A 13,109-nucleotide genomic window follows, 5' to 3' on the forward strand; every position below is an offset into this window, starting at 1 on the left:
CGGGTCGCCCCTGTTCAACGCGATCTTTTGCGCGCAAAATAATTTGCGTACAAATCGTTCGCGCAACCACCGCGCTTCCCTGAATCATGGATCGCCTGCCTCCGCTGCCCCAGACGCTCGACGAGCAACTGTGCTTCGCGCTTTACTCGACTTCGCACGCGATGACGAAGGCGTACAAGCCGCTGCTCGACAAGCTGTCGCTGACCTACCCCCAATATCTCGCAATGCTCGTGCTGTGGGAACGCGACGACATGGCCGTGAAGGACGTCGCCGCGCGGCTCGATCTCGATCCGGCCACGGTCACGCCGCTGCTCAAGCGGCTGGAAGCGCTCGGTTACGTGGAGCGCGTGCGCAGCGCGACTGACGAGCGCGTCGTCAACGTGCGCGTGACGCCGGAAGGCCGTGCGCTGAAGGATCGCGCGCGCTCGGTGCCCGCCGACCTCTTTTGCGCGATGCAGCAAACGCCCGAATTCCTGATCAGGCTGCGCGCCGATCTGCAGCAGTTGCGCGACGCGCTGTCGGTGGCCAACGACCGCTGACACTCGAGCGCCGACCGACTCCCCCGGCGCCGCCGGGTTTTTCTCGCAAATTTCATTTGCACACTAATGATTTGTGTTCTATATTTTCCTCGTGGCCGGCGACACCCCGTCTCACCGGCCCGCTTTTTCCCCTCTTCCCGACAGGAGCTGCACGATGAACATTCTGTACAAGACCAGCGCCACGAGCACGGGCGGCCGCGACGGCCGCGCGGTATCCGCCGACCACAAGCTGGAAGTGAAGCTGGCCGCGCCGCGCGAACTCGGCGGCACGGGTGCGGAAGGCACGAATCCGGAGCAACTGTTTGCCGCAGGTTACTCGGCCTGTTTCCTGAGTGCGATGAAATTCGTCGCGGGCCAGAACAAGCAGGCGCTGCCGACCGATACGCAAGTCACGGCGGAAGTGGGCATCGGCCCGAACGATGCCGGCGGCTTCGGGCTCGACATCGAGCTGCGCGTGTCGCTGCCGGGGTTCGACAAGGCCGACGCGCAGGCGCTGGTCGACAAGGCGCACCACGTGTGCCCGTATTCGAACGCCACGCGCAACAACGTACCGGTGCGCCTGACGGTCGTCTGACGCGACGCAGATTCGGCAAAATGCAAAAAAAGGCGCGTGCGGCATGGTGCCGCACGCGCCCTTTTTTGCGCGAATCGTCGAAATGGCGGGCCGGCAGGCCCGCGTGCGCCGCTTAGCGCGCGCCGATCGAATACGGGCGGTTCAGTGCCGCGTCGCGATCGATCTTGCGCATGCGGAATTCGAGGTCGTAAATATCGGTGGCTTCGGCCAGGTACGCGTCGGCGCGCTCTTTCGCGGCCTTTTCAGCATTCTTGGTCAGCATCAGGAAGAGGTGGCTCAGCAGGTACATGTTCGATCTCGCAAAGGTTCTATGACTAGGGTTTTCCCGAATTATAGGGAAAACCCTAGTCTTTGGCCAGCGTCAATCAAACGATGCGTCGTTCGGCCGCCACAGTGCGCTGATTGGCGGCAAAAAAGGCCCAGATCATCGCACTTGCGTCGGGGCCGACTGCCGCGTGAAACGGCACGGCTTCGTCGCCGCCGGCCCACGCGTGATCGAGCCCTTTCACGTGGCAAAGCCGCACTACCGGCTCGCCGTCGCGGCACACGTCGGTAATCTGGGCGCCGGTTTCGCGCGTCTCGACCCGCTCGCCGCCGCGCAACGCGCCCCGGCTGTCGGCGAGGCCGTTCAGGCGCATGAACTGCACGGTCAGTTGGTCGGCATTCTTCGGCGCGACGACCCGATCGCCGTCGCCCTGGACGATCAGCGCGGGCATGCCCGGATACGCGCCGGCCTCGACCAGCGCATCGACCGCCGCGGCCGGGTTCTCCCGCAGGCCGCGCCGCATCACGTCCATCGCGGCGATGCCGGAATTCGCCTCGCCGAGCGCGGGGCCGGAGTGCAACGCGACCGCCGCGAAGCGCTCCGGATGGTGCAGCGCAAGAAGCGATGCGAGGCCCGCGCCGGCCGACAGCCCCGCGACGTAGACGCGCGATGCGTCGAAGCCGTGCTCATCGACCAGCGCGCCGACCAGTGACGCCACGGCGTCCGCCTCGCCCCGCCCCGCACGATCGGTGTCCTCGTACCAGTGCCAGCAACCATGCGCGTGCGCGCGCAGCGACTGCTCGGGATACAGCACCGCGAAGCCGTGCTTGTCGGCCAGGAGGTTCATCCGCGTGCCCTGCGCGAATTCATCGACGGACTGCTGACAGCCGTGCAGCATCACGACGAGCGGCATCGCGCCACGCCGGCGGCCGGGCGGCACGTAAAGCCCATACGCGAGATTCTGGACGAGGCGGCCGAGCGCGGGCGCCATCGGATGTTCGCCGCGCGTCCACTCGCCCGCCGCCCATGCGGCCGCGCGCGGCCGTACGCGCGATTCGCGTGGCGGGGACGGATCGGACACGGCTGGCGAGGCCGCAGCCTCGAGTGCGTCGCGGGTGATGCGCTGCGCATCGCGCGCCGCTCGCTTGGCGGCCGGAGACAGCATGCGTTTCACGCCGCCCAGCCACACCTTGGTCAGACTTTTGGTCATCGATCGGGCTCGCAGTCAGGAAAAATAGGGGCGCCATCAGAGCGCCGTAACGGATGCATCGTTCGACTTTGTGCAATGCACCATAACATTGTTTCCAGGATTTTTCCTGCACGCCGATCGTTCCCGGCGGCGATGCAAAAACGGGCCTCATGCGGACGCGGCGCTATACTGAGGGCTTGGTCGCTTGTATCCGTTGTAGTCGTTCTTCCCGGCTCGCGCGTTGATTTAAGCATTCTCCCCGCCTTCGTTCGCCCCTTCCCGATGTTCGACTTGCCCGTTCACCTGTGGATCATGATCACCGCGTTCGGCGGCGCCGGCCTGACCTTGCCGCTCGCGATCACGATCGCCGTCTGGCTCGCGCTCGGCTACTCGTGGCAGCGCGCGGCCGCGTGGCTCGGCGTGCTCGCGGCCGCGATCGGCGTGGTGGCGCTCACGAAGATCGCGTTCCTCGGCTGGGGCATCGGCATCCGTGCGTGGGATTTCACCGGGTTCAGCGGGCATGCGATGCTGTCGACGTCGGTGTATCCGGTCGCGATTTTCCTCGCGCTGATCCGCACGCGCACGCCGGTGCGGATCGCCGGCATCGCGCTCGGGCTCGCGGCCGGCGTCGCGGTCGGCGTGTCGCGGGTCGCGCTCGACGCGCATTCGCCGTCCGAATCGGTCACCGGCTGCATCGTCGGCGCGCTCGCCGCGCTCGCGTTCATCGCCGGCTCGTGGCGCGCGACGCCGCACCGCTGGTCGGTACCGGCGGTCGTCGCGAGCCTCGCGCTCGTCACCGTGGCGCTGCACGGCCTCACGGTGCCGTCGCACCGTTGGGTCACCCAGGTCGCGCTGCAACTGTCGGGCCACGAGCGCCCGTTCGTCCGCGCGCGCTGGAAGGCCAACCCGAACTACCACCCCGCATCGCAACCGTCGTCGCTGCAGCGCACCGAATCGGCACCGCATACGCTTCACGCGTGACGGCTACCCCTTTTTACGTCTGACCATTTCATGCGCACCGTCGCATGCGCAGTATGTCGAGCGTTATAACCCGCCCTATATTACGATTACGGTTTCCACCCATTCAAAACGAATTCGCCATGCGCTCATCCGTCCGTCCGCTTCGCCGCGCCCTGCTTCGCCTGCTGCCGATCGTCACGCTTGCCGCCGGGGTCGCGTTCAGCGCGCCTGCTTCCGCCGCCGACGAACTGGTCGTGTCGGCGGCCGCCAGCCTGACGAATGCGTTCAAGGCGGTCGGCGACGCGTACGAGAAGCAGCATCCCGACACCAAGGTGCTGTTCAACTTCGGCGCATCGGACGTGCTGATGCAGCAGATCGCCAAGGGCGCGCCGGCCGACGTGTTCGCGTCGGCCGATCAGAAGGCGATGGATCGCGCGGTGAGCGAGAAGGTGATCGTGCCCGGCACGCGCCGCGATTTCGCCGCGAACTCGCTCGTGCTGATCGTGCCGGCGGACAGCCACGCGGCCGCGCCGACGTCGCTGAACGACCTGACCGCGCCCGGCGTGAAGCGCATCGCGTACGGCGACCCTGCCTCGGTGCCGGTCGGCCGCTACACCGAGGGCGCGCTGCGCGCGGCCGGCGTGTGGGACGCCGTCAGCGCGAAGGGCGTGCTGGCCGCCAACGTGCGCCAGAGCCTCGACTACGTCGCGCGCGGCGAGGTCGACGCGGGCTTCGTGTTCGGCACCGACGCCGCGATCATGCCGGGCCGCGTGAAAGTCGCGCTGACGGTGCCGACCCAGACGGCCATCACCTACCCGATCGCCGTGGTCAAGGACAGCCGCCACGCCGCGCAGGCGCAGTCGTTCATCGATTTCGTCGCGTCGCCGCAGGGCCAGGCCGTGCTGTCGACGTTCGGCTTCAAGCCCACCAAGTGAGCGTATCGCGATGCAAGACGCCTGGGTCCCGCTGCTGCTGTCGCTGAAGGTTGCCGGCTGGGCGACCGCGCTCGACATCGTGCTCGGCGTCGCGGCCGCGTTCGTGCTCGCGCGGTGGCGCTCGCCGCTGCGCGACGTCGTCGATTCCGTGCTGACGCTGCCGCTCGTGCTGCCGCCGACGGTGCTCGGCTATTACCTGCTCGTGCTGCTCGGCCGGCGCGGCGTATTCGGCGCATGGCTCGACAAGCTCGGCATCGAGCTCGTGTTCACGTGGCAGGGTGCGGTGATCGCGTCGATGGTCGTCGCGTTTCCGCTAATCCTGAAATCGGCGCGCGCGGCGTTCGAGGGCGTCGATCCGCATCTGGAGCGCGCCGCGCGCACGCTCGGGCTCGGCGAAGTCGCGGTGTTTTTCCGCGTGACGCTGCCGCTCGCCGCGCGCGGGATCCTCGCGGGGGCGCTGCTCGCGTTCGCGCGCGCGCTCGGCGAATTCGGCGCGACGCTCATGATCGCCGGCAACCTGCCCGGCCGCACGCAGACGCTGTCGGTCGCGATCTACGCGGCCGTGCAGGCCGGCGACGACGGCACGGCCAACTTCCTCGTGCTGGTGACGTCGATCACCTGCGTGCTCGTGCTGCTCGCGACCGGCTGGCTCGTGCCGTCGCGCGCCCGGCGGAGCCAGCTGACATGAAGCGCCCGTCCCGTCCGTATCGCCGGCGTCGCCAGGCGGCCGGCCTGCTTCGGCGGAGGGTCGAATGAGCCTCGTCGTCGATATCCGCAAGACCTATGCAAACGCCGAGCGCCGCTTCACGCTCGACATGTCGTTCACGGCGACGACGCAGCGCGTCGTGCTGTTCGGACCGTCGGGTGCGGGCAAGAGCATGACGCTGCAGGCGATCGCCGGACTGCTGACGCCCGACGAAGGCACGATCGCGCTGAACGGCGAGCCGCTGTTCGACGCCGCGCGCCGCATCGACGTGCCGACCCGCGAACGCCGTGTCGCGTACCTGTTCCAGGACTACGCGCTGTTTCCGCATCTGAACGTGCGGCAGAACATCGCGTTCGGGCTCACGTCCGGGCTGCGCAACCCGCGCGCGAAGACGGCGCCGCCGGAGGTCGCGTACTGGCTGCGCGCGTTCGACCTCGAATCGCTCGCGGGGCAATATCCGTCGCAGTTGTCGGGCGGGCAGAAGCAGCGCGTGGCGCTGGCGCGCGCGCTGGTCGCGCAGCCGCGCATCCTGCTGCTCGACGAACCGTTCGCGGCGCTCGACGGCGCGATGCGCCAGCGCATGCGCCATGAGCTCGCCGAATTGCAGGCGCGGCTCGACATCCCGATGGTGCTGATCTCGCACGATCCCGACGACGTCGCCGCCTTCGGCGATCAGGTCGTGCAGTTGAGCGAAGGACGCGTGCGGGCGAGCGCGCCGCACGCCGAGTGGCCGACGCGCGTCACCTGAACGCGCGACGCCGTGGTCGTGACCGTGGCGCTGGCCGCCACGTTGAAGCCTGAGAGACGCCGCGTTGCGGCACATGCTGAAAGCGGAAACGAAGCCGGTGCGATGCAGACGGGTGCGGCACCGGCTTCGCCCCGCCCCGCGGCGAGCCGCGCTGCCCGCCGGGTCAGCCCGTCACCGCCAGAATCACGCTCGACGCCTTGAACAGCGCGATCGCGCGCCGGCCCGCATCGAGCTGCAACGCGTCGACGCTGTCGTTGGTCACGACGGCCGTCAATGTCCCGCCGCCGTCGAGCGCCAGCGTCACCTCGCTGTTCAGCGCACCCGCCGCGACGGCTTCGACGCTGCCGCACAGCTGGTTCCGCGCCGACACCTTCAGGGCGGGCCCGCCATCGTCGACCGCGAGCACGACCCACGACGCCTTCACCAGCGCGCACGCGCTCGCGCCTTCCCGCAGCCCGAGCACCTCGGCGCTTTCGTGCGTCAGCACGGCGACGACGAATTGCCCGCCAGGCAGCGCAAGCGTCACCTCGTCGTTGACGGTGCCGCGCACGATCGCCGCGACCTTGCCGAACAACTGGTTGCGCGCGCTCGTCTTCATCCCGATCCGGCCGATCAGCGCCCAATCGACGTCGAAGCCGGCAACGGCCGCGCTCGCGGCCTCGATGAAGCGGCGATGCTCGCGCTCGATCGTGCGGAATGCGGCGATCAGCGACGTCGCGCGCGGCGTCAGCGTCGTGCCGCCGCCGCCCTTGCCGCCGGTCGAACGCGCGACGAGCGGTTCGCCGGCGAGATTGTTCATCGTGTCGACCGCGTCCCACGCGGCCTTGTAGCTGAGGCCGACGGCCTTCGCCGCGCGCGTGATCGAACCGGTGTCGCCGATCGCCGCGAGCAGTGCGATGCGCGTCGCGCCGCCGAGCGTCTGTTCGCCGGCGCGCAGCCACAGCTCGCCGCCCAGTTCGAGCGGTCCGGCGGACGAGGAAGAATGCGGTGCGTCGGTCATCATCGGCATGCGTGCGGGAAACGGGCGGCCATTATAGGGGCGGCGCGCGGCGCTCAGCCCGGCTTGCCGCCGAGCTTCGGCGCCCGCAGGCTGGCCAGTAGCGTCTCGGCGTCGCGCGCCGCCCGCTGTTCGAGCGCGGCGCCGTAGCCGCGCACGAAACCGAGCTGGTACGGCGGCGCCGCCAGTTGCTCGAGATGATGCAGCGCGACCATCGCGTCGTTCGCCTCGCCGAGCACGCCCTGCACGCGCGCCAGCGTCTTGATCGTCTCGTTGCGCGTGCGACGCGACGCCAGCGACGCGAAGGATTCGAGGGCGTAGCGCAGCCGCTTCGCATCGATCCGCACCTGATGGCGTGCCGCGGTGTCGAGCGACGTGAGCGATGGCGATCCGTAGAGATGGCCGAACAGCCGCCGCACACGCTTGGTCGCGTGACGCCGCAGCGACGGCGCGGCGTCGCCGTCGGCCGCCGGCAGCGCGAGCGCGCTCAGCCATTCGAGCCAGCCGAGCGTGAGCCGCGCATAGCGAGCCGAATGCAGCGCCTGCCGCAGCTCGACGCGCGCGGCCGTCGACTGCGCGCGGGCGGCGTCGAGCGTGCCGTCCCAGTCGCCGCCGCCGCCGTCGGCCTCGATCAGCGCGGGCAGACTCTCGGTCGCGAACACGTCCCAGTCGCGCACCGTGCCGAGCAGCGCGGCGAGCCAGCGCAGGTCGACGCCGAGCGTGTCCTTCCATTGACGGTCGGTGAAGCGCGGGAAGAAGCGCATCAGCGTACGCAGGCGGCGCAGCGCGACGCGCATCTGGTGCACGAATTCGGGATCGTCGCGATCGAGCACGCCGCATTCGTTGCCGAGCCACTGCGCGGTGATGTCGCCGGCCAGTGCGAACAGCGCGGCGCGCTGGGTACGGATGCCGGTCAGGTCGACGGACTGCGCCTTGACTAGCGCGGCAGCCACCGGCCCGCCCGCACAGGCGCGGTCGATCACGCTCGTCAGTTGCACGAAGGCGGGCCACGCGCCGCTCAGTTCGCGCGCCGCGGCAAACAACGCGTGCAACGCGGCCGTGCGCGCGGCCACGGTCTCCCAGTCGGGCGCGGCCAGGCGCAGCTCGACGTAGCGGCGCGGCGGCTCGCCGCCGCCGTGCAGCGTGATGTCGTCGAGCGTCATTTCGACCACGACGCCGCTGTCGTCGGCCCAGCGCCCGCGCCGCCGTTCGCTGACGAGGCGCAGCGCCGACGCTTCAGGCTGCGCGTCGGCGGCGTGCGCGGCGGCGTTCGGCGCGACGCCGTTCACTTCGGCAGCCGGCGCGTCGGCATCGGCTGCGTCGGCCGTCGCGAGCACCGGCCGCGGCGTCGCGACGACGATACCCGCGTGCTCCGCGTCGAACAGCTCGCGCTGTGTGACACCGGGGGCGAACGTCCCGGTGCGCGATGCGACGACCCGCGTGCCATGCGCGTTCGATTCGACCCAGGTCCACCAGTTCGCGCCGGGGCTCCGCTCGGCCTCCTCGATCTGGCACGGCTCGATCGTCACGCGCTCGTGGCCGCGCCGCATCCGGACCTGCGGGCAGATCCGCCACGCACGCACGAGTTCGGCGCCGAAGTCGCGCTGCGCGCCTCGGGCGCGGCTTGCGCCCTTGACCGGCCACCCTTCCAGCGACAGCGACAACACGATTTCCAGCACACGCGACATGGAGGCTCCTGCACATGAAGGATCGCCGGCGCATCGACCGCGCCGGCGTCGCTCGTGAAGCAGCTTCCATAGTACACGCCGCCAAAACGCGCAGGTGTCGATCCGGCCCCGTCGCCCTGCGGCAGGTCAAGCCGGCACGTCAGACGGCGTATTGCGCGATGCCGTTGCCGAACGACCAGTTCTCCTTCAGCACCTCGACGAGACCGATGAATACGTCTTGCTGCCGTACGCCGGGCTCCTGCGCGAGGTTCTCGACGATCGTCCGATACAGCGCCCGCTTCTGCTCGAGCGTGCGCGTGTTGTTCGCGGTGATCTGGATCATCACGAGATCGTCGCTGCGCTCGATATCGTAGTAGTGACGGCCGAACACGAAGTTCTCGGCCGCGTGCTCGGTCACGACCATGAAGATGTCGTCCTCGGGGACGTTGAACGTCTGCATGAGCGCGCGGTGCACGCCGTCGACGAGGGCCCTGCGGTAGGCGGCCGGCTTGCCTTCGCGTACGGCGATACGGGTGAATGGCATGGTCCTGCTCCTGTCGGTGAGTAGCGTTGAAGAACGAAAACACAGCGTCAGGTTAGGTGCGCCGATCTATAATTAACAGTCATTGATCAATATTTCATTTATTTTCATTTGAAATGAAAGTCCTCGATCTCGATGCCGTCCGCGCGTTCGTGCTGGTCGCCGATCTCGCCAGCTTCACGCGCGCCGCCGAGGCGCTCGGCACCACGCAATCGGCCGTCAGCCTGAAGCTGAAGCGGCTGGAAACCCATCTCGGCAAGCCGCTGCTGGCGCGCACGCCGCGCGTCGTCAAGCTGGCCGCCGACGGCGAGAATTTCCTGCCGGCCGCCCGCGCGCTGCTCGACGCGCACGAGCATGCGCTCGGTGCGATCTCGAACGGCACGGTCCGCCTGTCGCTCGGCGTCAGCGAGCACGTCGCGGTGCCCGACCTGCCGGCCGTGCTCACGAGCCTGCACCGGCAGGATCCGGGGTTGTCGCTGGAAATGCATCTCGGGGCATCGACGGGCCTGCTCCCGCAATACGACGAACGGCGGCTCGACGCGGTGATCGTCCGGCACGAGCCCGGCGAAGATCCGCCGCGCGAAGACGGCACGCCGCTGTTCACCGAGCCGCTGGCCTGGCTCGCCGCGCCCGACTGGGCGCCGCGCGCCGGCGAGCCGCTGCCGCTCGCGGTGCTGGCCGGCCCCTGCGGCGTGCGGGCCGCCGCGCTGCGCGCGCTCGACCGCGCGGGGCTGCCATGGCGCGAGCGCTTCACGGGCGGCGGGGTCGCGGCGGTCACGGCGGCCGCCGCGGCGGGGCTTGCCGTCTGCCCGCTCGCGCGGCGCGTCGCCCCGCGCACGCTGGTCGACGTCGGCGCGAAATTCGGATTGCCGCCGCTGCCGCCATCGCAGGTCGTGCTGTATTCGCGCGTACGCGACGCCCGGGCCGCCGCCGCGCTGCGCAGGTTTGCCGACAGTCTTGCAATCTCGGCGTAAACTAGCGGGCTCCGCCACAATCTCCAGACGAATTCCGTTGACGTCCTCCTCTCCCTAAAGGGAAAGGATTCCCACACCTGGCGATGCACGTCCGCATCGGAGAATGTTCAGCGCAGCGTTGATATCACGATCATGCACGACACCACAGCCATCGCAGGCCCACTCTCTCATTCTCAGTCCCGCGATACCTTTCGGCCGCGTCGTGCTGTCTTTCGATCCGCACGCCGAACAGGACTGGGTCGAACCGCTTTCGTCCACTTCTTCGAACGTGGCCCCGTGCGCGATCGCTTTATAGCGGAGCTTGTTTCGGAAGGACGACCAGGATGCGTCGTAGACGCTCTTCGCCATCCTGGTTCTGGCGAGTTTTGCGGCCGACACGTTGCCGACCGCGATGTAATCGAAGCGCCGCACCAGATCGAGCCCGAGCTTGTGTTGGAAATCGGCACGCGCATTCGCGACCTTGGCGTGCAGCTTCGCGATATGTCGCTTGTGCTTTCGTGCTCGCTGCGCTTTCGCCAGCTTTTCCGCCGCTCGTCGACCGAACTGGTCATTGGGCAGTTTCTCGCCGGTCGAAAGTGTGGCGAAGTCTTTCAGGCCGAGATCGATGCCGACACCGGAGCAGATCGGGCGGGCCTGCACATCGGGCATCTCGATCACGATATTCAGGAACCAGTTGCCGCGCGCATCCCGCGCGAAGTTGGTCCCGTCCTTGATCTTGCCTTCGGGAAGCGGTCGGCTGTTAAACACGCGAAAGGTGTTGCCGGCGAAACGGAACGCGTCGCCCTCGCGCTTCAGGTCACGTCCCTTCAGCGGCACCCAGCCGAGCGATTTCCTGCCGCGATAGCGCAGGTAGGGCCGACGGTGCTGACTGCGCGACTTCGCATATTGCTCGCACGTCGCGTTGATCGTGCCGGAGTGGATGTCGAGTTCCTTGCTGCTCCCCGTCGTCAGCACGTTCAGGTCGAATCCTGTAGGCCACTTCTTGCCCCACTTGAGCGCGTGCTTCTGCGTGTCATTGCAGAAGTTCCAGACGTAGTTCACCGCGCGGCTCTGCTTGTTAAGCAGTCCGTTGAGCGATTTCACCCGGTAGCGGTAGACAAGGATCATGCAGGTGATCCTAACCCGTGGAAGAAGCTGTCTGTCAACAGCACGCCTTTCCTCCCCGTCCTGAAGGACGGGGTTTCTCGGAGCAACTGATGAAGCCCGACGCCCGCAAGCACCTCCGCGCCAATCTGCTGATGCTCGCCGCCGCCGCGATCTGGGGCTCCGCTTTCGTCGCGCAACGCCTGAGCCTCGACGTGATCGGGCCGTTCCTGTTCACCGGGCTGCGCTTCCTGCTCGGCGCGCTCGCGCTGGTGCCGCTGCTGATGGTGAATACGGCGTCGCGCGCGCAGCTCGCGGCAATCCGGCGCGAACCGGCCCTGCTGCTGCCGGGCCTCGCGCTCGGCGCGCTGCTCGCCGTGTCGATCTCCCTGCAGCAGTTCGGCCTGCAATACACGCGGATCGCCAACGCCGGCTTCATCAGTTCGCTGTATGTCGTGATCGTGCCGCTGATGGGCGTGTTCGCGCGCCACCGGATCGGCGCGGCCACGTGGTTCGGCGCGTTGCTGGCCGCGATCGGCCTGTATTTCCTCAGCATCGACGAGCACTTCTCGGTGCTCTACGGCGACTGGTTCCAGCTCGCGGGCGCCGTCATCATCGCCGGGCACGTGATGGCGGTCGGCCATCTCGCGAAACGCCACGATCCGCTCGTGCTCGCGTTCCTGCAGTTCGTCGTGTGCGGCATGGCGTGTCTCGCGGTCGGCCTGGCGGTCGAACCGGTCAGCGTCGCGATGTTGCGCGGCGCGCTGCCGACGCTGCTGTATGGCGGGCTGCTGTCGGTCGGCGTCGGCTATACGCTGCAGGTCGTCGCGCAACGCGACGCGGCGCCCGCACACGCGGCCGTGATCTTCAGCATGGAAGGCGTGTTCGCGGCGATCGCCGGCTGGGCCGCGCTCGGCGAAACGCTGACGCTGCGCGCGCTCGTCGGCTGCGCGCTGATGCTGGCCGGCCTGCTCGCGTGCCAGTTGCTGCCGAACGGCGACGCACGGAAAAAGGACGAGGACGCGCTGCCGGCGTGACGCCCACCGTCCCTATAATGGCGATTCGCGTGACTTCCACGCCAACCGCTTCCGACAGGCCTGCTCCGTGACGTCCACTTCCGTCGATCCCGCCGCCGACCTGCTGCGCGAACGCGCAGCGCACTACGCCGCCCAGGCGGCGCTGTTCCTGCGCGACCAGGCGCTCTCCACCGCGTCGCACGACCTGCGCAGCCCGCTGAATGCGATGCACAGCTGGGCCTACGTGCTCGAGCGCCAGCTCGCCAATGCCGATCCGAACCTGCAGCGCGCGCTCGCGGGCATCCGCACGGGCATCGACCAGCAGGTCGCGCTGATCGACGACGTGCTCGACGCACCGCGCGCGGAAACGCGCATGCTCGCGCTCGCGCCGCGGCCGTTCGCGCTGCGCGCGCTGCTCGACGAGACGATCGCGCTCGTGCGGTTCGCGCTCGCCGACGCACGGCAGGTCGCGCTCGACACGACGCTGCCGGACGGCGAGCCGTCGCTCACCGTCGATCGCGAACGTGTCGCGCAGGCGCTCTGGACCATGCTGACGACGGCCGTCGAGGCCAGCGCCGCGGGCAGCCGCGTCGCGTTCGCATGCACGCGCGACGGCGCGCAGTTCACCGCGCGCGCCACCTGCACCGTGGACGCCGGCGTGCTCGTCGATCCCGCGCAGCCGCACGCGCTCGAATCGTTCGCCCGGCGCGAAATGCTGCGCGAGCGCGACGCGAAACGCAGCGCGTGGACGCTCGCGCTGTGCCAGCGCGTCGCACTCGCGCACGGCGGCACGTTCGCGCACGACATGTTCGCCAACGGCGCCGCCACCACCCTCACGTTCTCGATTCCCTGCGAGGCGCCGGTGTAAGCACGCGGCGGCCAACACATTACAAATTCCTTTCCGGCTCTATACTG

The 13,109-nt window shown here is 68.6% G+C and carries 15 protein-coding genes; 9 read left to right on the forward strand and 6 right to left on the reverse strand.

The genetic code is table 11. From position 1 onward, the window contains the following. The first annotated feature begins 86 nt into the window (after window positions 1-86). Together HWX09_RS06925 and HWX09_RS06930 are read left to right on the forward strand one after the other, a co-directional pair. Window positions 87-539, forward strand: coding sequence for a MarR family transcriptional regulator (locus HWX09_RS06925; RefSeq protein WP_027782543.1), 453 nt, complete (start codon window positions 87-89; stop codon window positions 537-539). A gap of 154 nt (window positions 540-693) precedes the next feature. After that, window positions 694-1,113, forward strand: coding sequence for an organic hydroperoxide resistance protein (locus tag HWX09_RS06930; RefSeq protein ID WP_027782542.1), 420 nt, complete (start codon window positions 694-696; stop codon window positions 1,111-1,113). 112 nt (window positions 1,114-1,225) lie between these two features. On the opposite strand, the gene HWX09_RS06935 is transcribed toward HWX09_RS06930, so the two are convergent. Beyond that, entirely contained in the window at window positions 1,226-1,402 is a 177-nt protein-coding gene (locus HWX09_RS06935; protein ID WP_080681241.1) for a DUF3563 family protein, read from the reverse strand. Window positions 1,403-1,478: 76 nt separating this feature from the next. Further along, window positions 1,479-2,588, reverse strand: coding sequence for a PHB depolymerase family esterase (locus HWX09_RS06940; protein WP_027782541.1), 1,110 nt, complete (start codon window positions 2,586-2,588; stop codon window positions 1,479-1,481). Window positions 2,589-2,849: 261 nt separating this feature from the next. On the opposite strand from HWX09_RS06940, the gene HWX09_RS06945 reads away from it, so the two are divergent. The 4 genes from HWX09_RS06945 to HWX09_RS06960 all read left to right on the forward strand — a co-directional run bounded on the left by HWX09_RS06945 (window position 2,850) and on the right by HWX09_RS06960 (window position 5,916). After that, complete coding sequence (locus HWX09_RS06945; protein ID WP_027782540.1) at window positions 2,850-3,548, forward strand: phosphatase PAP2 family protein; 699 nt, start codon at window positions 2,850-2,852, stop codon at window positions 3,546-3,548. A gap of 119 nt (window positions 3,549-3,667) precedes the next feature. Continuing rightward, window positions 3,668-4,462 carry a molybdate ABC transporter substrate-binding protein gene (modA, locus tag HWX09_RS06950; protein ID WP_027782539.1) on the forward strand — a complete coding sequence of 265 codons (795 nt, stop codon included), beginning with the start codon at window positions 3,668-3,670 and terminating at the stop codon, window positions 4,460-4,462. Between the two features lie 10 nt (window positions 4,463-4,472). After that, a complete protein-coding gene (gene modB / locus HWX09_RS06955) occupies window positions 4,473-5,150 on the forward strand; it encodes a molybdate ABC transporter permease subunit (RefSeq protein WP_027782538.1) in 678 nt (225 codons plus the stop codon). A 64-nt stretch (window positions 5,151-5,214) separates the two neighbouring features. After that, window positions 5,215-5,916, forward strand: coding sequence for an ATP-binding cassette domain-containing protein (locus HWX09_RS06960; RefSeq protein ID WP_027782537.1), 702 nt, complete (start codon window positions 5,215-5,217; stop codon window positions 5,914-5,916). A 163-nt stretch (window positions 5,917-6,079) separates the two neighbouring features. Here the strand turns inward: HWX09_RS06960 and HWX09_RS06965 are convergent, their stop codons facing one another. The 3 genes from HWX09_RS06965 to HWX09_RS06975 all read right to left on the reverse strand — a co-directional run bounded on the left by HWX09_RS06965 (window position 6,080) and on the right by HWX09_RS06975 (window position 9,124). Then, the gene (locus tag HWX09_RS06965; RefSeq protein WP_027782536.1) at window positions 6,080-6,916 is read right to left on the reverse strand and encodes a TOBE domain-containing protein; all 837 of its coding nucleotides are present in this window, start codon (window positions 6,914-6,916) and stop codon (window positions 6,080-6,082) included. A gap of 53 nt (window positions 6,917-6,969) precedes the next feature. Then, window positions 6,970-8,601: a CHAD domain-containing protein gene (locus tag HWX09_RS06970; RefSeq protein WP_027782535.1), complete on the reverse strand. Its 1,632-nt coding sequence runs from the start codon at window positions 8,599-8,601 to the stop codon at window positions 6,970-6,972. A gap of 139 nt (window positions 8,602-8,740) precedes the next feature. Then, window positions 8,741-9,124, reverse strand: coding sequence for a tautomerase family protein (locus HWX09_RS06975; RefSeq protein ID WP_027782534.1), 384 nt, complete (start codon window positions 9,122-9,124; stop codon window positions 8,741-8,743). A gap of 113 nt (window positions 9,125-9,237) precedes the next feature. On the opposite strand from HWX09_RS06975, the gene HWX09_RS06980 reads away from it, so the two are divergent. Beyond that, window positions 9,238-10,095 carry a LysR family transcriptional regulator gene (locus tag HWX09_RS06980; protein WP_027782533.1) on the forward strand — a complete coding sequence of 286 codons (858 nt, stop codon included), beginning with the start codon at window positions 9,238-9,240 and terminating at the stop codon, window positions 10,093-10,095. Between the two features lie 54 nt (window positions 10,096-10,149). Here the strand turns inward: HWX09_RS06980 and HWX09_RS06985 are convergent, their stop codons facing one another. After that, complete coding sequence (locus HWX09_RS06985) at window positions 10,150-11,202, reverse strand: RNA-guided endonuclease TnpB family protein (protein WP_027782532.1); 1,053 nt, start codon at window positions 11,200-11,202, stop codon at window positions 10,150-10,152. An 89-nt stretch (window positions 11,203-11,291) separates the two neighbouring features. On the opposite strand from HWX09_RS06985, the gene HWX09_RS06990 reads away from it, so the two are divergent. Beyond that, window positions 11,292-12,215 (forward strand): DMT family transporter, encoded by a 924-nt coding sequence (locus HWX09_RS06990; protein WP_027782531.1) that lies wholly within the window; start codon window positions 11,292-11,294, stop codon window positions 12,213-12,215. 67 nt (window positions 12,216-12,282) lie between these two features. Further along, entirely contained in the window at window positions 12,283-13,062 is a 780-nt protein-coding gene (locus HWX09_RS06995) for a HAMP domain-containing sensor histidine kinase (protein ID WP_027782530.1), read from the forward strand. Window positions 13,063-13,109: the final 47 nt, after the last annotated feature.

It is taken from the genome of Burkholderia sp. BCC1208 (genome assembly GCF_902833095.1).
Classification (GTDB): Bacteria; Pseudomonadota; Gammaproteobacteria; order Burkholderiales; family Burkholderiaceae; genus Burkholderia.

What these genes read in the sequence shown, in the direction of transcription:
- HWX09_RS06925 (WP_027782543.1), top strand. Translation starts at nt 87, where the DNA reads ATGGATCGCCTGCCTCCGCTGCCCCAGACGCTCGACGAGCAACTGTGC.
- HWX09_RS06930 (WP_027782542.1), top strand. Translation starts at nt 694, where the DNA reads ATGAACATTCTGTACAAGACCAGCGCCACGAGCACGGGCGGCCGCGAC.
- HWX09_RS06935 (WP_080681241.1), bottom strand. Translation starts at nt 1,402, where the DNA reads ATGTACCTGCTGAGCCACCTCTTCCTGATGCTGACCAAGAATGCTGAA.
- HWX09_RS06940 (WP_027782541.1), bottom strand. Translation starts at nt 2,588, where the DNA reads ATGACCAAAAGTCTGACCAAGGTGTGGCTGGGCGGCGTGAAACGCATG.
- HWX09_RS06945 (WP_027782540.1), top strand. Translation starts at nt 2,850, where the DNA reads ATGTTCGACTTGCCCGTTCACCTGTGGATCATGATCACCGCGTTCGGC.
- modA (WP_027782539.1), top strand. Translation starts at nt 3,668, where the DNA reads ATGCGCTCATCCGTCCGTCCGCTTCGCCGCGCCCTGCTTCGCCTGCTG.
- modB (WP_027782538.1), top strand. Translation starts at nt 4,473, where the DNA reads ATGCAAGACGCCTGGGTCCCGCTGCTGCTGTCGCTGAAGGTTGCCGGC.
- HWX09_RS06960 (WP_027782537.1), top strand. Translation starts at nt 5,215, where the DNA reads ATGAGCCTCGTCGTCGATATCCGCAAGACCTATGCAAACGCCGAGCGC.
- HWX09_RS06965 (WP_027782536.1), bottom strand. Translation starts at nt 6,916, where the DNA reads ATGACCGACGCACCGCATTCTTCCTCGTCCGCCGGACCGCTCGAACTG.
- HWX09_RS06970 (WP_027782535.1), bottom strand. Translation starts at nt 8,601, where the DNA reads ATGTCGCGTGTGCTGGAAATCGTGTTGTCGCTGTCGCTGGAAGGGTGG.
- HWX09_RS06975 (WP_027782534.1), bottom strand. Translation starts at nt 9,124, where the DNA reads ATGCCATTCACCCGTATCGCCGTACGCGAAGGCAAGCCGGCCGCCTAC.
- HWX09_RS06980 (WP_027782533.1), top strand. Translation starts at nt 9,238, where the DNA reads ATGAAAGTCCTCGATCTCGATGCCGTCCGCGCGTTCGTGCTGGTCGCC.
- HWX09_RS06985 (WP_027782532.1), bottom strand. Translation starts at nt 11,202, where the DNA reads ATGATCCTTGTCTACCGCTACCGGGTGAAATCGCTCAACGGACTGCTT.
- HWX09_RS06990 (WP_027782531.1), top strand. Translation starts at nt 11,292, where the DNA reads ATGAAGCCCGACGCCCGCAAGCACCTCCGCGCCAATCTGCTGATGCTC.